The sequence below is a fragment of the Caulobacter sp. Root487D2Y genome (genome assembly GCF_001427165.1).
Taxonomy (GTDB): Bacteria; Pseudomonadota; Alphaproteobacteria; order Caulobacterales; family Caulobacteraceae; genus Caulobacter.
The window spans coordinates 66,595-84,558 of sequence record NZ_LMFD01000016.1 but is presented as its reverse complement, the minus strand read 5'-3'; the positions used below and the strand labels follow the sequence as shown (position 1 = coordinate 84,558).

Here is a 17,964-nt window from a genome sequence, read left to right as displayed (position 1 = left end):
CGCCCCCTATCCGTTGAAGAACAAAGGAAGATGGTCGCTGGTGCTGCGGATCTTTCCGTAGACGCCCCAGCCGTGGAACCACGCCCGGACACCCTGCTGCTGGGCGAATTGAGGCGCGATATCGGGGGCTTCGCCGTTCACCCACTGGGCGTTCAGGCCGGCCCAGTCCCAGTTCAGCTCCACGTTGAAGGCCTGGGTTCCCTGCGGACAGCCGCCTGGGTTGGCGCCCGCATTGGCGTAGGGGGAGCCGACAACGCCGTTGATCACCGTCAACTCCGCCGCGGCCGGCAGGCCGCCCGCGCCGGCCAGGTACAGGACGTTGTCGATGGAGGCGTTGGCCGCGCCGTTGCTGTCGCCTGAGTAGAAGTAGGCGGGATAGTAGGCGGGCGACTGGTTCTCGCTCCAGCAACGCGCGCTGTCCGTCGGACGCATGTGCGTGGCGAAATAGCCGGCGTAGCCGAGCAGAGGGTTGGGCATCGGCCCGAAGGCGGGCTCCAACGCCACGTTGTAGCCCAGGGCCGTGAGCGGGGCGTAGCAGTCGGTGTAGGTGCTGTCGGCCACCCGCAGCAGCGTGAGATTGAAATCGCCCAGCACCAGCCGCAGCTCGTTCATCGCCCCGGGGGCCGCGATCGCGGCCATGGTCGTCATGTTCTGCAGGAAGGCCGTCGCCCCCACGAAGTTGGCCGGCGAGTGCACCGTGAAGATGTTGATGGTCCGCCCACCGGCGTCGAGGAACGTCGTCTGGTAGGGGTGACGCACATCGAGCCCGAAATTGACGTTGGGCGGCGGCATGCCGACCGTGCCGGGGAACTGGACCCGGGCGGCGGAGTAGTTCCCGACAGGCAGGCAATTGTTCCAGGGCGCGGGATAGGCCTGGGCCATCGGCACGCCTAGGCCCGGCACGGTCGGACCGACCCCGCCGTTCCACTGGTCCGGACCTGTGAAGGTGACGCGGTCGGCGCGGAAGAAGACGCCGACGGCTTCCTTGTTTCCGGCGATCAGCGGCGGCACCAGACACCAGTTCGGGTCCAATCCCTGCAGATGACCCAGCAGGGCCAGCATCCCTGTCTCGCCGCCCCCGCCGCACAGAACGCCGCGGTTGTTGTTGTAGGGAGTCTCGACCTCGACGACGATGAAGATGTCGGGATCGGTCTCGGTGACATGCCTGGAGATGTAGGTCAGCCGGTCCGCCGAGGCGGCCTGCTCCGTCCCGGAGGATCCCCTCTTCCGCTTCGCCTGCGGGTTCTGGATCTTGTTGATCGCGAAGTTTTCGATGTTCCAGTAAAGAACCCGGGTCATATCGAAGCTCCCCCGGAAAGCGCCGCGGACTGGCCCTGGTCCTGAACCAGGGCGCCGTACCAGCCCAGGGCCCCCTTCCCGTCCGGCGAGCCGAACACGAACAGGTCGATGCTCGATCCGGACGGCAGCTTGGCTATGCCCAGGAAGCTGAGCGAGATGTCGCTGAGCCGAAGGGTGAAGGCGTCGGGTCCGCCGCCCGCCACCGGACCCAGCGACAGCGAAATGGTGTCGACCTTCAGGTTGACGACGCCCTGCAGGCTGAAGGCGCTGGCGCCGGGCGAGGCCCCGGGCAGCTGCAGGCCGGCGAACGCCGCATAGCTGGTCGCGCTTTGAAGGGTCTGGGGACTCCACGCCATCAGCAGGGTCGAATTGAAGCCCGCCGCCGAGGCCAGCGCGCCCGGGCCGCCCATGTTGATCAGGCAGGACACGCCGTACCAGACCTGGGTCACCGCCGTCTGCGGCGGCGCGCCCTCGTCCAGCACCACGGGCAGATAGCCCCGCGCGGCGGGCGTCGTGCCGGCCGCCGAGACGAGGAAGGCCTGCGGCTGCAACGTCAGGCCCGACACCACGCTGCCCTCGCGCAGCAGGCTGTTGGCCAGGTCGAACGCCAGATTGTCCTCGACGATCGTGTAGGTGGTGACGTTGGGGCTCGCCACCGGCGAGGACATGTCTATGTGCAGGTTCGAGAACGCCAGGCCCCCGCTGGCCGTAGCGGGAGGGGTGTCGGCCGCCATGCCGTAGGACATCAGGTCGAACGCCGTGTCGGCCTGGCTCATCAGGACGGCGAAGTTGAAGCTGCCCGTGATCAGAATCCGGCTCAGGATGCTGGGCGGCGTGCCCTTGTCGTTGTTGGTCAGGGTGTTGAAGACGACCTTCGAGACCAGCACCGATCGCAGCACGTTGCTGTCGGTCACCATCACGGTGGGCACGTCGCTCTCGAACAGATAGGTGCCCTGCCCGCCCTCGCTTTGGTAGTAGCCCGTCAGCACCACGCTGTTGGCCGCCTGGCGGGTGGCGTTGAAGAAGGACGCGGTGACCTTCGAGCCGAACAGCACGTTGGTCGTGACCTGCACGTGACTGCGGAAATCGACCAGGGCGCTGTTCTCGAACAGGCTCTGGAGCTGCAGGACGGTGAAGTCGTAGGCGCCGCTCGACGGCAGGGCCAGGGGCAGCGAGGGCGGCGCGCCCCCGGCCACGCTCTGCGCGAAGGCGGGCAGCTGGTAGTCCACCAGGCCGAACAGGCTGCTGGAGCCGGGGATCTTCAGGGTCTGTCCGTCATAGCTGACCGGGCTGACCGAGACGCCGAAATGGTGGGCGCGGAAGTTGGTGAAATTGATCCCGGCGGCCAGGCCCGCCAACTGGGGCGGCAGGTCGGTCGGCGAGATGTCGGCGCCCAGCACCAGGATTCCCCGCCATTCGGGGTTGGTGACGATGTCCGCGAAGTTGCTGTAGAGGGTGTTGCCGCCCTGGGCGGCCTTCATCGCGATGTCGATATATTGCCTGAGCGCCTGGGACAGCACGGCCACGCCGATGCTCGGGTCGGGGTTGGAGAAGTCGTCCGGATCCGTCCAGGCGCTGGGCTTGTCGACCAGGTCGCTCAGCGTCCCCTCGCAGAACTTCATGATCATGACGTTGCTGACGTTGGACGAGGCGGACTTGGCGCCGACGTTCGCCTCCATCTTCCAGCCCGCGATGTCGACGACATTGGCGAACTGGCCAAGGTGGGCGGGGTTAGTGATGACCGCGAACAGCTGGTTGGTCTGGAACAGGCCCTGCAACACCGCATCGACGTTCTGGAACGACATCTGCGAGGTGGGCGTGCCCAGGTCGTCGGACTGGGCCAGGATGACCGCTTCGTAGTTCGAATGGCCGCTGCTCTGGTCGAGTTGGGCCAGCAGCCCCTGCGGGGTCGTGCCGTTCGGCGTGATCGTCGCGCCGACGGTCGCGTCGGCGGTCGCGTTGAGCGCGGCCAGGCTCGCGGCGCGAAGCGTCTTGGCGGCCTTGGCCTGGGCGCGCGCCAGGCTCTGCAAGGCGTTGCGGCGGGTGGCGCTGAGAACCTTGCTTTCGTACTCCCCCCAGCCGGCGACGGGGATGGCGCCCGAGGCGCCGGCCCAGGCGACGATCGGGAAATCGACGGCGCCGATGGAGGTGGTCGGCCGCAAGGCGCCGGCCACGGTCTTGCTGTTCCCGCTGAACGCGCCGCCGGGGCCGTAGAGCGCGTTGCCTTGCGGCTGGGCGCTGTAGGTCGGCGTGGAGCCCTGGCCTGGAACCACCTGCGCCCAACTGGTGATGTAGGTCGGGGGATTGGTGACCGGCAGCGTGGGCTGGGCCTTGCCGGTCGTGGGGTTGGCGATGTCGGACGGCGGCAGGGGAAACTGCGGCGTATAGGCGGGACTGACGCCGACGAACCGCAGCGCGTCCGCAGACGCGGCGCCGACCGGATCCAGAGCGAAGTTCTCGGTGCCGGCCAGGCCCGGGATCAGGACCACGGTCCCGTTCGTTCCCGCCGCGCCGGTCAGGTAGTCCCCCGCCGGGGTCATGTAGACGTTCGCCTGGACCGGCAGGAGGTTGGCCCCGATCTGCAGCGGGCCGACGGGCTGGAAGATGAAGCCGCCGTCCTGGGGCGACGGTCCGGTCGCGAGGCTCGCGGTGCTGCGCGGGGTCAGGGCCACCGGGTCGTTGTTGACCGTTCGGAACAGGCTCGCCAGCGCGGCGGTTCCCGGCGCTGCGGCGATGATCGTGCGATAGATCCCCGCCGCGGGGTTCGAGGCCGGGCCGGTGCACAAGGGGTCGATCGGATCGAAGGCCGCCACGTAGTCGAGACTGGGCGTGTTCGTCACGTCCAGAACCTGGAATTGCTGCACCACGTCGCTCGCGGACGACGCCTGGCCGAAGGCGTACTGCATCCCGATCAGGAAGCCGCCAAGCTGGCTGGCCACGGTCAGGCCGCCGCCCAGGACCACGCAGCCGGCCGACGGCCCGGCCAACGGGATGACGGCGAGGTTGGACGGAACGGTCAGCTGCAGCGCCTGAGGCGAATTGTAGCCTATGCCCGGCGCCTGCGGGCCGTAGAACTGCAGGGTGTCGTTCTGCACGCTGATATAGACGCCCGCCGCGATCGACAGCCACATGTTGAGGCCGACCAGGGAATTGAAGCTGCTCTGCAGCGTCCATCCGGCCGACTGCTGGGAGAACGAGAAGGCGAAGCCGTTGGAGGCGTTCGGCGCGTAGGTGGGCGATCCGAACACCGGCGGATTCGCCGCGCGCGGCAGCCAGACGAAGTATCGCCCGAAGAACGTGCCGCCGTCGGCGAGCCACGCCTGCACCGCCCAGGCGAAGGTGTTGGCGGTCGCGGTGTCGGTGAAATTCGGCGCCAGCGGGGCGAACAGGAACGACCCGCCGTAGGTGTTCAGCGCGTCATCCAGCGAGATCGGCTTGTTGGGATTGCCGCCGCCGGGCGGGAACATGTAGCCGCACCATGCGGTCGAGCCGCCACCTGCGACTTGATAGAGGTCGGACTCGGAGACTTGCTCGAATTGTACCGACATCTTTGGAATCTCCGACGATGGCGCCGTCCTGCTGCATCGGGAGCACCCCCTGAAGCGGCCAGGAGGCGATCGCACCGGTAAATCGTGTCGGCGGGATCATCTCGGACGAGAAAGTGCAGTCCAAAACGACCATGCCGTTCGACAAGGCGGAGGGTGGCGTCAGCGTCAGCTGCGCGCCCTTGTTCAACTTCAGATCGCCGATAACCAGGTCAAATGGCGTCACGGACATGGATGCCGATGGCAGCAGAAGACTGCTGTAAAGAAGCGTCGTGCCCGTCAGGTAATCGACTTGGGCCCCGTAGCGCGCGCCGTTGAGGACTATTGTTCTCGCGCTGAGGTTTCCCGTGAGATTGTAATTGACGCGAAATAACTCCAAATTGTCCGGCGAAATCCAGGTTGTGATGTCGCCCTTGAACGGAACACTTTTACCGGTGGCGTCGAGGACGGCGAAGTCTCCGACCAAGCTCGACGGACTGGGCTCCTGAACGACCGCCAGACTTATGGCTCCGCTTGCGCTCATCCCATTGGCCGCCACCGAGAAGTTGTGCGTCGGGGCGGCGTAGGTGAGGACGGCGTCATCGACGAACTGACCGTTCAGGGTCAGTTTGACGCCGACCTGCGCGACAGCGCCGCTGACGGCGTAGTCGATGGTCAATCCGGAGATATCGCGCTGGCCGGACCAATCTTGAGCCCGCGCCAGCGCCCCCGAAAATAACACAAAGACCAGCGCCAGAACGCTGAAGCGGAGCATCAAGCCATCAGGCCGAGGTAAGCGTCCAGGTGGCGATCAAGCCGCTGTAGTTGTGTTTCGGCTCGTTCGGCGCGGAATAGGTGATGTTGGCGGCCATGTTGCCGTTCAGAAGCGACGTCGGCACGGTCAGCGTGAAGTTCGTGCCGGCGAAGATCGTCGTGGCGGAAGCGCCGGTGCCGATGACCAGGTCTCCCGAGACGACGCCGACGTTGGACGTCTGGATCAGGGTCGTGCTCCAGAGCGTCTGGCCGGCGGAAATGATGTTGACGGTGGCGACGTTGTTGGTCGATCCGCCCTGGGAGGACACCACGGTTTGGATATTGACGTTGGCGTTTAGGTTCCAGTTATACGTCGGCATTGGTTCACACCTTCTGGTTGGGTGGGCGCACTAAATCTCGGCTTAATTGTCGAGTCAATGGACAAGCGCTACTTATTCGATTAATGCAAAACCGTCACAACCATCAGGAATCTTTGTTGAAAAAAGAGCATTAAATTCAATGCTCTAAGTATCGGCTTCACAACAGGGGCCGTTGCCGCCCCATCGCCCTCCGGGCGGCGTCGGCTTTGGCCGCGATGTCCCGCGTCGTCGCGATCTTCGCGCACGCTGGGCGCGGATGGACCGTCGTGATCCCAAGCAGGCGTCGCCGAGATTCGGGACCTCGCTTCGGAACGCCCTCAAAGCGGTCGTGGAGCCCCGCGCGTGGGTTGGCGTCGTGCTCTCAGGAAGAGACGGGACGCCCGAGATCAGAACGTCTGCGCCGCGCCCAAGGCCGGTGCGACCGGCGTGGTCGCCGCATGGGCGCGTGACCCGATCATGGCCGACAGGATCGCCGCTCCGAAGATAATGGCGATCAGCCCGGCGCTTTGCCAGAAATGTGATGTGTGCATGGCGTGCTCCCTCAGCCTGCACAGTTTACGCCCTCCACACCGCAGGCCAATCGGGGCGATCCCTGATGCGGCGCGCTCGGAATTCGAGCGGAGTTGGATGAAGAACGCCTCGGTTGGCGACGGTCTTGGCGGCCAAACATCGCTCAACGAACGTTGCTTGCCATAACGATAGCTGCAACTACTATATCCCCATAGACACAGTAGCGGGGGTAAGGCATGCGGAAGGTTCAGGTGTTCGCGGGCGTCGCCGGGGCGGCGATGTTGGCGGCGGCGGGACAGGCGTCGGCGCAGGAAGCGACGGCGCTCGACGAGATCGTCGTCACCGCCCAGAAACGATCGGAAAACCTCCAGGACGTGCCGGTGTCGGTGACCGCCCTGACCGCCGACCAGCTCAAGGACCAGCGCGTGGGCGACGTGCTGGCGCTGTCGGGCCTGTCCCCGGGCTTGCAGATCAAGACCGACGATAACGCCGCCAATCCCCGGATCTTCATCCGCGGCATCGGGGTCAACGACTTCAACCCCGCCACCGCCAGCGCCGTGGGCGTCTATGTCGACGGCGTCTATGTCGCCTCCCCGCTCGCCCAGATGGCCGGCTTCTACGACCTGCAGCAGGTCGAGGTGCTGCGCGGGCCGCAAGGCACGCTCTACGGCCGCAACACCACCGGCGGCGCGATCAATGTCACCACCAAGAAGCCGACCAGCACGCCGCAGGGCGACCTGGCCGTCGACTACGGCCGGTTCAGCACGCTCAATGTCCAGGCCGGCTTCGGCGGCCCGGTCGTCGGCGACACCCTGGCCTTCCGGATCGCCGGCCTCTACGACAAGAGCGACGGCTATACGCTCAATCGCCTGACCGGCCACAAGGGCAACGACGCCGAGCGCAAGGCCGCGCGTTTCGCCCTGCGCTACACCCCCGACGACAAGCTGACGGTCGATCTGTCGGCGAGCTACAGCAAGTCCACGGGCGGCTCGATCCTGACCTACAACCGCTCGCTGGTCGCCCAGACGGCCGAGGCGGCCAGCACGACCGATCCCGATCCGACCTACGGCTACATCTTCTGCAAGCCGACCCACTACACGTCGGGCCAGTGCACGAACGTCGCCGGCTACGCCAACACCAGCACCAACAAGTACGAGGGCGACTACCGCTTCGAGGGCAAGGACATCGTCAAGCTGTTCGGGGCGACGTCCGCGATCAGCTACGATTTCGGCGGCGTGACGCTCTATTCGGTCACCGGCTATCAGAAGGCCGAACGTGACGACTGGGAGGAGACGGACGCCAACCCGATCTCGATCTTCGACGCCCGCTATATCGCCGAGCAGGACACCGCCAGCCAGGAATTCCGCCTGCAGTCGAACGGCGCGACCGCGCTGCGCTGGGTCGCCGGCCTCTACGCCGCCCGCGACAACCTGGACAACAACAGCCACTACAATGTCCTGGAGGTGCTGCGCGTCCCCGATCCGGTCAACAACCCGACCGGCATGGATCCGGCCAACGGCGTGGGCGTGTTCGGCTGGCCCCTGCACCAGAAGACCACCAGTTACGCCGCCTTCGGCCAGGTCGACTATGACCTGACCGCGAAGCTGACCCTGACGGGCGGGCTGCGGTGGTCGCAGGACAAGAAGACCTTCCACTATGTCAGCGACGTCGACTACGGCCTGCTGACCCTGTTCGAGTACGACAACGCCAAGACCTTCAGCTCGATCTCGGGCCGCCTGGGCCTGCGCTACGCCCTGAGCGACGACGCCAACGTCTATGCGACCTACAATCGCGGCACCAAGAGCGGCGGGTTCTTCAGCGGCCAGACGACCGATCCCCGCGATCTGGGCCCCTACAAGGACGAGACGGTCAACGCCTACGAGGTCGGGGCCAAGAGCGAGTTCCTCGGCCGTCGCCTGCGGGTCAACGTCTCGGCCTTCTACTATGATTACAAGGACCTGCAGGTCTACACCCAGGTCCAGCGCGACGGCCTGCCCGTCCAGCTGTTCACCAACGCCTCCGCGGCGCGGGTCTATGGCGGCGAGGCCGAGATCGAGGCCCGGCCCGTCACCGGGCTGAGCCTGACCTTGGGCGCGTCCCTGCTGAGCGCCGAATACAAGGACTTCATCTCGTATGCGGATCCGTCCATGCCGCCGCTCGACTATTCGGGCAACACCCTGCCCTCCGCGCCCAAGGCAAGCCTGAACGGCGCGGCGCGCTACGAGCATCCGCTGGGCGGCGGCGACCTGATCACCCAGCTGGACTTCACCTATCGCGGCAAGGTCTATTACGACACGGCCAACACCGAACGGCTCAGCGACAAGGCACGTGCCTATGTCAACGGCCAGGTCGGCTGGGCCTTCGCCGACGGCCGCTACGAACTGGGCGTGTGGGGCAAGAACCTGGCCGACACCACCAACATCTCCGACATCACGCCGATCGCCGCCTTCGGCTTCGACGTGTTCAGCATGGGCCCGCCGCGCACCTACGGCGTCTATTTCCGGGCCAAGTATTGAGCGCGATAGACCTCCCGGCGGACGGCGCGCCGCCGGCCTTCGCGGGCGTCTGGATCGGCGCGCCGCCCAGCCTGGTCCAGCGCCTGACGGTGTTCTGGATCGGGCTGGTCGGGGTGCTGTTTCCCGGCGTCGGACCCTTGTTGCTGGGGGGCATGGAGGCGGCCGGTCGGCTGAGCGCCAACCAGCTGGGCCTGGCCGGCATGGCCGAGCTGGTGGCGATGGGGATCGGCGCGGCGGTGGTCGGGCCGCTGTTCGGCGAGCGGCGGCTGCGGCTGGCGGCGGTGACCTGCGGCCTGTTGCTGGCGGCGCTGGATCTGGCCACGACCCGCGCCTCGGGCGACCTGCTGATCCTGGTCCGCGCGGTCGCGGGTCTTCCGGCCGGCGTGATGATCTGGCTGATCACCGGCATGATCGTCCGCTCGCCGCGCCCGGAACGCTGGGCGGGCCTCTACCTGACGATCCAGACCCTGCTGCAGCTGGGCGTGGTGACCGCGATCGGCGCCTTCGTCATCGAGCCGTTCGGTCCGGACGGCGGCTTCATGCTGCTGGCCGCCCTCACCGTGTCCGCGGTTCTCGCCGGTCTGGCGATCCCAGGCGCCTACGCGCCCCTGGTCGAGACCGCGGAGAACCCCAAGGGTCTGCCCAGCTCGCGCGGCTGGATCGCCCTGGCCGCCGTCTTCTGCTTCCAGGCCTTCATCCTGGCGGTCTGGATCTATGCCGAACCCCTGTCGCGCCAAGCCGGACATCCGACCAGCGTCGCCAGCACGGCCTTCGCGCTGTCGCTGGCCGCCCAGGTCGCGGGCGGCGCGGCGGCCACGGCCCTGGCCGGGCGACTGTCCTGGTTCTGGTCGCTGACGGTCGCCGTGATCCTGGCCGCCGTCGCCCTGCTGGTGATGGCCAGCCTGCCGTCGGCGGCGATGTTCCTGGCGGCTTCGGCGGTGTTCGGCTTCGTCTGGCTGTTCGCCTCGCCCTATCTGACGCCGCTGGCGATCGAGGCCGATCCGAGCCGGCGCGCCGCCTTGCTGGGCCCTGGCGCGAGTCTGCTGGGCTGCGGCGCCGGGCCCTTGCTGGCCTCGTTCGTGGTCAGCGGCGCCGACGTGCGGCCGGCCGGCTGGCTGGGCGCGGGCCTGGCGCTGGTCACCCTGGTGATCGTCGCCTTCCTGCACGTGACGAGGCCGCGCTAAGGGTTCGGGCCGATTGGCTTTTTCCGGCGAAGCGCTCTAGTTCAGGAGAGACTTGCCGGACTGGCTCGCCAGACCGGCTTGAAGGAGAAGCACCATGCCGAAGGCGACGGCCCAGAAGATCGCCAGCCCCGACATCGCGCTGGACGCCAAGCTTCAGCCGACCCAGGCCCGCGGGCAGGACACCTACGAGATCGTTCTGGCCACGGCCGGCGAGATGTTGCGCGAGACCGGCTTCGAACAGCTGACCACCAACGCCATCTGCAAGCGCGCGGGCCTGACCCCGCCGGCCCTCTACCGCTACTTCCCCAACAAGTACGCGATCCTCAAGGAGCTGGGCGACCGGCTGATGAAGGCCCAGGACGAACGGGTCTTCGCCTGGATCGAGGCCGGCGGACTGGACGCCGACACCGCCGCCGAGCGCGTCGAGAAGAACGCGGTCATGATGACCGAGATGATCGAGCTGACGCGCCGGTTCCCGGGCGGCGCGGCGATCGGCCGAGCGCTGCGCGCCGTGCCCATGCTGCAGCAGCTGCGCTTCGCCTCGCGCGACATGGTCGCCGAGCAGTTCGGCGAGATTCTCAAGGCGCGATACCCGGGCGCGTCCGAAGCGCGGGTGCGGCTGGCCATGCGGATGATGGTCGAACTGACCTATTCGGCCACCGAGATGGCCGTCGAGGATCCCAACCAGGACGCCCTGGCCCTCAGCCGCGAGGTCTGCCTGCTGTTCGAGCGCTATTTCGACACCTTCGGCGATCCGTCGCTGGTTCCCTGGAACGACGTGTTGCAAGAACAGTAGTTTTTACTATCATCCCTGGATCGCGAACGGGGAGATGCGGATGACGGGGTGGAGCAATTGGTCGGGCAGCGTCGCGGCCTCCCCTCGCCTGATCGCCAGGCCGCGCAACGCCGGTGAACTGGCCTCGCTGGTCGCACAGGCCAGCAAGGTCCGCGTGGTCGGCGCGGGCCACTCGTTCATGCCGCTGTGCGAGACCAGCGACCTGTTGCTGAACCTGACCGACTACGAAGGCGCGGTCGAGATCGCGCCGGATCGCAAGACGGTCTGGGCCCCGGCCGGCTGGAGCCTGAAGAGGCTGACGGCGGCCCTGTGGGCGCAGGGCCTGTCGCTGATCAATCAGGGCGACATCAATCCACAGTCCCTGGCCGGCGCCATCTCGACCGGAACCCACGGCACCGGCGCGGAGCTGGGCAGCCTGTCGACCCAGGCCTGCGGCTTCCGGCTGATGACCGCCGACGGCGCGATCGTCGAGTGCGGGCCAGACCAGCATCCTGAACTCTACGAGGCCCAACGCCTGTCGCTCGGCCTGCTGGGCGTCGCCGTCGAAATCAGGATCCAGGTCGTTCCCGCCTACCACCTGGAGGAACGGGTCGAGCGCCGGCCGCTGGCCGAGGTCGCCGAGCGCCTGGACGAGCTGGCCGCCGCCACGCGCCACATGGAGTTCTTCGTCTTTCCCTATTCGGACGATGTGATCTTCAAGACCCTGCACCCCGTCGAGATCGAGGAGCCCGGCCAACCGGCCAGGGAGATCGGCGAGGACAGCGAAGCCACCTTCAAGACGATCTGCGACATCTGCGCCGCCGTGCCGATCCTCACCCCGCCGCTGCAGCGTCTGATGATGCGCATGATGGGCAAGTCCAGCCGCCGCGCCGGCCCGGCCCATGAGATCTTTCCCTCCGAGCGGAACATCCGCTTCGAGGAAATGGAGTACGAGCTGCCGCGCGCCGCCGGCCTGCCGACCTTGCGGGCGGCCATCGCCCACATCCGCAAGCGCCGCCTGCCGATCACCTTCCCGTTCGAGTTCCGCCTGGCGGCCGGCGACGACATCTGGATGAGCCCATTCAACGCCGGTCCCGGCGCCTCGATCTCGTTCCACCAGTACGCCAAGATGCCCTGGCGGCTGGTCTTCGCCGAGATGGAGACCGTGCTGCGCGACGGCGCGGGCCGCCCGCACTGGGCCAAGCGCCACACTTTGACGACCGCCGACGTGCACCGGCTCTATCCGCGCGCCGGCGACTTCCTCAAGGCGCGCCAGGCCTGGGATCCGACCGGCAAGTTCGCCAATACTCACCTGACGCAACTCTTCGGCCTTTGACGGGAAACGCCATGACCGACCAAGACCTGCACGCCGGCCTGATCGGCGCCCCCGGCTCGCGCCGCGAGCTCAACACTCCGGTGCTGGTGATCGACCGCCCGGCCCTGGAGCGCAACATCGTCCGGATGGCGGAGTTCGCGGCGAGCAAGGGCGTCAAGCTGCGGCCCCACGCCAAGACCCACAAGAGCGTCGACATCGCCAGGCTGCAGATCGCGGCCGGGGCCGTGGGCCTGTGCTGCGCCAAGATCGGCGAGGCCGAGGCCCTGGCCGAGGGCGGGGTGTCGACCGGTCTGCTGATCACCTCGCCGGTGGTCTCGGCCTCGGCCGTCGCCCGGCTGATCGCGCTGAACGCCGTGACCACCGACCTGATGGTGGTGGCCGACAACCCGGTCAACGTCGCCGCCCTGGGCCAGGCCGCCGCGACCGCCGGCAAGCTGCTGAAGGTGGTCATCGACCTGGATCCGGGCATCCACCGCACCGGCGTGGCCTCGCCCGAGGCGGCGGTCGCCTTGCTGCAGGCGATCCAGGCCCAGCCCGGCCTGATCTATGCCGGCCTGCAGTGCTATTGCGGCATGCAGCAGCACATCGAGAGCTTCGCCGACCGCAAGGCCAATCTCGAGGATCGCGGAGCCTATATCCGTTCGGTGATCGAGGCCCTGACCGCCGCCGGCGGTCCGCCGCCGATCGTCTCGGGTTCGGGCACCGGATCGCATCGGATCGACGCGGAGCTGAACATCTTCACCGAGTTCCAGGTCGGCTCGTACGTGTTCATGGACGGCCAGTACCTGGTCTGCGACATCGCCGGGGACGGGGCGGACGAGAGCCCGTACGAGGCCTCGTTGCTGATCGACGCGCGGGTGGTCAGCGCCAACACCCCGGGCATGGTCACGGTCGACGCCGGCTTCAAGGCGCTGTCGACCGACGCCGAACCGCCCTCGGTAGTGGGCGGGGCGCCGGCCGGGTCGCGCTATTTCTTCATGGGCGACGAGCACGGCGCGATCCTGCCGCCGCCCGGAACGACGCCGCCCGGCTTGGACGATCGCGTGATCCTGGGCGCGCCGCACTGCGATCCGACCGTGAATCTCTACGACACCTACCATGTGGTCGACGGCGACACCCTGGTGGCGCTGTGGCCGGTCTCGGCGCGGGGACGTTCGCGGTAGGGCTTCCGGAGGGGTTCCGGACATGAGGATTCTGGACGCCCCCAGCTAGGGCAAACGCTCTATACCCACCGCACGCCCTCCAAGCCCATCCTGCCGGCCTTCAAGGACAAGGCCGGAGGCCAGACCCATGAGCGTGCTTCGAAAGATTCTGGCCGGCTCCATCGCGCTGCCGCTCGCGATCGGGCTCGGCGCGACGGCCCATGCCCAGGCAAAGGCCGCGCCCGCGACAAAGCCAGACGCCGACGCCCTGGCGGCGCTCAACAAGATGGGCGCGGCGTTGCGGGCCCTGACGGCGTTCACGATCACCGCCGACGTCACGACCGAACAGGTCCTCGAGAACGGCCAGAAGCTGCAATACGGGGGCGATGTGAGGATCGAGGCCCAGCGGCCCGGCGCTTTCAAGATCTCCACGAAGTCCGAGCGTCAGGAACGGGAGATCTATTACGACGGCAAGTCGCTGACGGTGTTCGCGCCGACGATCGGCTACTACGCCTCGGTTCCCGCGCCCTCGACCATCGGCGCGACCCTCGACTACGTCAGCGACAAGTACGGCGTCGAGGTCCCGCTGGCCGACCTGTTCTCCCTGGGCGTGGATCCGGCCCTGACCGCCAAGATCCAGTCGGGCTTCGACGTCGGCCCGGCGACGGTCGATGGAAAGAAGTGCGAGCACTACGCCTTCCGCCAGAAGGAAGCCGACTGGCAGGTCTGGATCAGCTCGGACGGCCCCGCCCTGCCCTGCAAGATGGTGGTCACCACGACCCAGGATCCGGCCCAGCCGCAATACACGGCCGTCATGAAGTGGGAGTCCAGCGCTCCGCCCCAGGCGGCCTACACCTTCAACCCGCCCGCCAACGCACACCGCATCACCCTCGCCGACGCAAAGACGGGGAGCGCGAAATGAGGCCGCCCATGAACAAGCTCCAGAAGGCCCTGGTCATGACCGCGGCGATCGCCGTGCAAGGACTGGCGGTTCCGGCCACCACCCTCGCGGCCGATGTCTTCGCCGGCCAAAGCCTATTGCCCAAATCGGCTTCGACCGCCGAGTGCCAGCGGGGGGGGCGCGGAGGCGGCGGGGGCGGCGGAAGCGGAGCCCGGCCCTCGGGCGGCGGCGCTTCCCGACCTTCCGGAGGCGCTTCACGGTCCTCGGGCGGGGCCTCCCGGTCAGGCGCGGGCGCATCGGCCCAGAGGGCGCAGGCCGGCGGCGGCGCCAACAGCCGCAACGTGCGCAGCAACGCCAGTCAGAACGTCAACCGCGGCTCGAACGTCAACTCGAACCGGAACGTCAACCGCAACACCAACGTCAACCGCAACACCAACGTCAACGTCAACACCAACGGCCACTACGGCGGCGGCTACGGCTATAACGACGGCTGGGACCACCACCCGATCGCGGCCGGCATGGCCATCGGCGCCGGCGCGGCCATCGTGGGTTCGATCGTCAACACCGTGCCGCCCAGTTGCACGACCGTGGTGGCCAACGGGGTCAGTTATTCGCAGTGCGGCAGCACCTGGTACGCGCCGCAGTATTCCGGGACGAACGTCCAGTACGTCGTGGTCGACTCGCCGTACTGAGCGCCGCCCTGAAGCATTTTCGAGCGAAGTGGATTCCGGTTCGCGTGAAGAAAATGCGTTGAAACAAGAATCTAGAGCTTCGATGTGATGCAGTCAGATCGGAGCTCTAGACCGGCCGGCGCATCTGGAATTTGTGAGCCTCGCTGATCCCGAAATAGTCGGCAGGGCCGCCGGCCCGCAGGATCGGCTCGGCCGCCGCGGTGTCATAGACGCCGTCGATCAGCAGCGCCTTGTCGATATGGACCCTCACCACCTCGCCCAGGGTCAACCAGGCGTCGACCGGCGCGCCGTCGGCGTCGGTCAGCCGGATCAGCTGGGTCAGGCGGCATTCGAACGCCACGGGGCTTTCGGCGACGCGCGGGGCGATCACCCGCTCCGACGGCGCCGCCGTCAGGCCGGCCAGGGCGAACTCGTCGACATGGTCGGGAACCGTCGCCGAGGTGGCGTTGACCGCCTGGGCCAACGGCCGCGTCGCCAGGTTCCAGACGAACTGCCCGGTCTCCTCGATGTTGCGCACCGAGTCCTTCCAGCCCGTGCTCGAAAACCCGATGATCGGCGGGCGGTAGTTGAAGGCGTTGAAGAAGCTGTACGGCGCGAGGTTGCGGACGCCCACGGCGCTGACCGTCGAGATCCAGCCGATCGGCCGCGGCGCGATGATGGCGTTCAACGGGTCGTGCTTCAGACCATGGCCGGTCTTGGGGTCGTAGGAGTGGATCGCGGTCATGGGCGCCTCGTCTTGCCGAGGTCTGTCTTAAGCGGCGGCGCCGGGGCCCGCCAGTCGTCGCCTCGGCTTCGGGTTTCGCCGTCCCGGGCTTCTGGTGCATCCTGATCGGCATTGCCGTCGGAGTTGTCGCGTGAAGCCTAGGACCGTCGCCCTCGCCCTGGCCGCCGTGTTCGTCATCGGCGACGTCGCCCATGCCGCCGACGCGCCGCCCTTCAAGCTGATCCGGTCGGACGAGAGCTACGCCTATCTGGCGGACAAGCCGAGCGCGGGCCTGGACGACCTGCGTTACATCCCGCTGGGACCGGACGCCTATCTGTCGCTGGGCGGCGAGGCCCGGCTGCGGGTGGACTCGTTCGACGCCCCGCGCTTCGGCGTCGCCGGCGCGCGGGCCGATCTCTATGGCCTGGGCCGGGCCCTGTTCAGCGCCGACCTGCACCTGGGCTCGCGGGTGCGGGTCTATGGCCAGCTGGGCCTGCATCGTGACTTCGACAAGAAGGACCCGCCGGCCGTCAGCGATCGAAGCGACGTGGACGCCCAGGTGGCCTTCGTCGACGTGACGCCCGACGCCGACCGCCGCTGGCGGCTGCGCCTGGGCCGCCAGGAGATCGCCTTCAACGCGACCCAGCGCTTCGTCTCGGTGCGCGAGAGCCCCAACATCCGCCAGAGCTTCGATGGCGCGCGGGCGACCCGCCAGGCCGCTGATCTGCGGTTCGACGCCTTCTATGTCCGCCCGGTGACGATCCAGACCGGCGCCTTCGACGACAGCAGCAACCGCCAGCAACAGTTCTACGGCGTCTATGTTTCGAAGACGCTGAGCAAGGCCGTCTCGCTGGACCTCTACGCGCTCGAACTGGATCGCGACGGGGTCCGGTTCGGCGCGGTGCGCGGCGACGAGCGGCGGGCCAGCTACGGCGCGCGGCTGGCCGGCAAGCGCGGCGCGATCGACTACGAGGTCGAGGGCGTGATCCAGGGCGGCCGGTTCGCCGGCCGCGACATCCAGGCCTGGGCCGGCAGCGTCGGCGGCGGCTACACCCTGGTCCGGCCCTGGTCGCCAAGATTGGGTCTGCGGTTCGACGCTGGTTCGGGCGACAAGGATCCCGACGACGGCGAGCTGGGGACCTTCAACCCGTTGTTTCCGAAGGGCAGCTATTTCAACGAAACGAGCCTGACCAGCTGGAGCAACCTGGTCGCTGTCCGTCCCAGCCTCGGCCTTGCGCCCAGCCGCGACGTCAGTCTCGAGCTGAGCTACCTGATGCGCTGGCGGCAGACGGGCGCGGACGCCATCTACCTGCAGCCCTCGACCCCTCTGGCGCCCGTGGGCCACAATCGATCGAAGGCCGTGGGCGACGCGCTTCAGCTGGACGCGACCTGGCTGGCCAGCCGTAATCTAAAGCTCCAGGGACAACTGGTGCATCAATCGGCCGACGACGCCGTCAGGGCCCTGGGCGGCCGCTCCGTCGACTTCGCGATGCTGATCGTTCAGGCCCGATTCTGATCGGCCCGCGTGGCGGACAGGTTCGACAGCTCGGCCATGATCAGCTGAGCCGCCAACCAGGCGGGCTCGGCGTCGTGGGTCACCTCCCCGCTCTCCAGCAACGACGCCAGCTTGGCTCTCGCCCGGCAGACGCGGCTCTTCATGGTGCCTTCGGGCACGTCGCACATCTCGGCCGCCTGCCGATGCGAGAAGCCGCCCGCCCCCACCAGGATCGTCGCCTCGCGCTGTTCGTCGCTCAAGGCGTTGAGGGCGTTGCGCAGGTCGTTGAGCATCAGGGACTGCACCTGGTCGGTGCCGACGGCCGGGATCTGGGCGCTCATGGCCGCGTCCAGGGGCGTCTCCCGCCAGACGCGACGGCGCTGGGAGTAGAAGTGGTTGCGCGCGATCTTCAGGATCCAGCCCTTGAAGTTCGTGCCGGGGGTGAACTGAGCCCGGTGCTGCCAGGCTTTCAGCAGCGCGTCCTGGGCCAGGTCGTCGCCTCTGGCCATGTCGCCGCACAGGCCGCGGGCGAACGAGCGAAGAACGGGAATGCTGGACACGACCAGCCGCCTGAAATCGTCCTCGTCGAGGGCCGCGGGCCGCTCGGCGGGGCGCGCGAAGCTGCGCGGCTCCGGCGCGACCTCGGCCTTCGAGCCGCTCCAGCGGGCGGAAGTCTCGCGAAGTTTCTCGGTCGGGCTGCGGTCCATCATCAGGAACTCCGATAGTCAGGCGTCAGTTGGGGTGCGTCGAGGCT

14 protein-coding genes are annotated in these 17,964 nt (G+C 67.6%); 8 read left to right on the top strand and 6 right to left on the bottom strand.

Annotation, left to right across the window (positions count from 1 at the left end):
- Positions 1-6 precede the first annotated feature (6 nt).
- From ASD38_RS22865 to ASD38_RS24130, 4 genes are all read right to left on the bottom strand, one after another.
- Positions 7-1,299 (bottom strand): hypothetical protein, encoded by a 1,293-nt coding sequence (locus ASD38_RS22865; protein WP_056437553.1) that lies wholly within the window; start codon positions 1,297-1,299, stop codon positions 7-9.
- Positions 1,296-4,847: a hypothetical protein gene (locus ASD38_RS22860; RefSeq protein ID WP_156390844.1), complete on the bottom strand. Its 3,552-nt coding sequence runs from the start codon at positions 4,845-4,847 to the stop codon at positions 1,296-1,298. The genes ASD38_RS22865 and ASD38_RS22860 overlap by 4 nt, the downstream gene beginning before the upstream one ends.
- A 758-nt stretch (positions 4,848-5,605) precedes the next feature.
- Positions 5,606-5,956, bottom strand: coding sequence for a hypothetical protein (locus ASD38_RS22850; RefSeq protein ID WP_056437546.1), 351 nt, complete (start codon positions 5,954-5,956; stop codon positions 5,606-5,608).
- Between the two features lie 386 nt (positions 5,957-6,342).
- Positions 6,343-6,486, bottom strand: a complete 144-nt coding sequence (locus ASD38_RS24130) for a hypothetical protein (RefSeq protein ID WP_156390843.1) — start codon at positions 6,484-6,486, stop codon at positions 6,343-6,345.
- A 216-nt stretch (positions 6,487-6,702) separates the two neighbouring features.
- On the opposite strand from ASD38_RS24130, the gene ASD38_RS22845 reads away from it, so the two are divergent.
- The 7 genes from ASD38_RS22845 (at position 6,703) to ASD38_RS22815 (ending at position 15,012) form a co-directional block, all read left to right on the top strand.
- Positions 6,703-8,982 (top strand): TonB-dependent receptor, encoded by a 2,280-nt coding sequence (locus ASD38_RS22845; protein WP_056437542.1) that lies wholly within the window; start codon positions 6,703-6,705, stop codon positions 8,980-8,982.
- Complete coding sequence (locus ASD38_RS22840) at positions 8,979-10,166, top strand: MFS transporter (RefSeq protein WP_056463785.1); 1,188 nt, start codon at positions 8,979-8,981, stop codon at positions 10,164-10,166. Before ASD38_RS22845 ends, ASD38_RS22840 begins: the two co-directional genes overlap by 4 nt.
- A gap of 94 nt (positions 10,167-10,260) precedes the next feature.
- A complete protein-coding gene (locus ASD38_RS22835; protein WP_056463777.1) occupies positions 10,261-10,962 on the top strand; it encodes a TetR/AcrR family transcriptional regulator in 702 nt (233 codons plus the stop codon).
- 40 nt (positions 10,963-11,002) lie between these two features.
- Positions 11,003-12,277: a D-arabinono-1,4-lactone oxidase gene (locus ASD38_RS22830; RefSeq protein WP_056463776.1), complete on the top strand. Its 1,275-nt coding sequence runs from the start codon at positions 11,003-11,005 to the stop codon at positions 12,275-12,277.
- An 11-nt stretch (positions 12,278-12,288) separates the two neighbouring features.
- Positions 12,289-13,440 carry a DSD1 family PLP-dependent enzyme gene (locus ASD38_RS22825; RefSeq protein ID WP_056463771.1) on the top strand — a complete coding sequence of 384 codons (1,152 nt, stop codon included), beginning with the start codon at positions 12,289-12,291 and terminating at the stop codon, positions 13,438-13,440.
- 127 nt (positions 13,441-13,567) lie between these two features.
- Positions 13,568-14,341: a DUF2092 domain-containing protein gene (locus ASD38_RS22820; RefSeq protein WP_056463770.1), complete on the top strand. Its 774-nt coding sequence runs from the start codon at positions 13,568-13,570 to the stop codon at positions 14,339-14,341.
- Positions 14,342-14,349: 8 nt separating this feature from the next.
- The gene (locus tag ASD38_RS22815; protein WP_056463769.1) at positions 14,350-15,012 is read left to right on the top strand and encodes a hypothetical protein; all 663 of its coding nucleotides are present in this window, start codon (positions 14,350-14,352) and stop codon (positions 15,010-15,012) included.
- A gap of 106 nt (positions 15,013-15,118) precedes the next feature.
- Here ASD38_RS22815 and ASD38_RS22810 read toward each other — a convergent pair whose 3' ends face one another.
- Entirely contained in the window at positions 15,119-15,736 is a 618-nt protein-coding gene (locus tag ASD38_RS22810) for a flavin reductase family protein (RefSeq protein ID WP_056463766.1), read from the bottom strand.
- Between the two features lie 130 nt (positions 15,737-15,866).
- Between ASD38_RS22810 and ASD38_RS22805 the strand changes: the two genes are divergently transcribed.
- On the top strand, positions 15,867-17,231 hold the full coding sequence (locus ASD38_RS22805) for an alginate export family protein (RefSeq protein WP_056463763.1): 1,365 nt from the start codon (positions 15,867-15,869) through the stop codon (positions 17,229-17,231).
- Here ASD38_RS22805 and ASD38_RS22800 read toward each other — a convergent pair.
- On the bottom strand, positions 17,216-17,920 hold the full coding sequence (locus tag ASD38_RS22800) for a sigma-70 family RNA polymerase sigma factor (protein WP_056463760.1): 705 nt from the start codon (positions 17,918-17,920) through the stop codon (positions 17,216-17,218). The genes ASD38_RS22805 and ASD38_RS22800 overlap by 16 nt on opposite strands.
- Positions 17,921-17,964 lie beyond the last annotated feature (44 nt).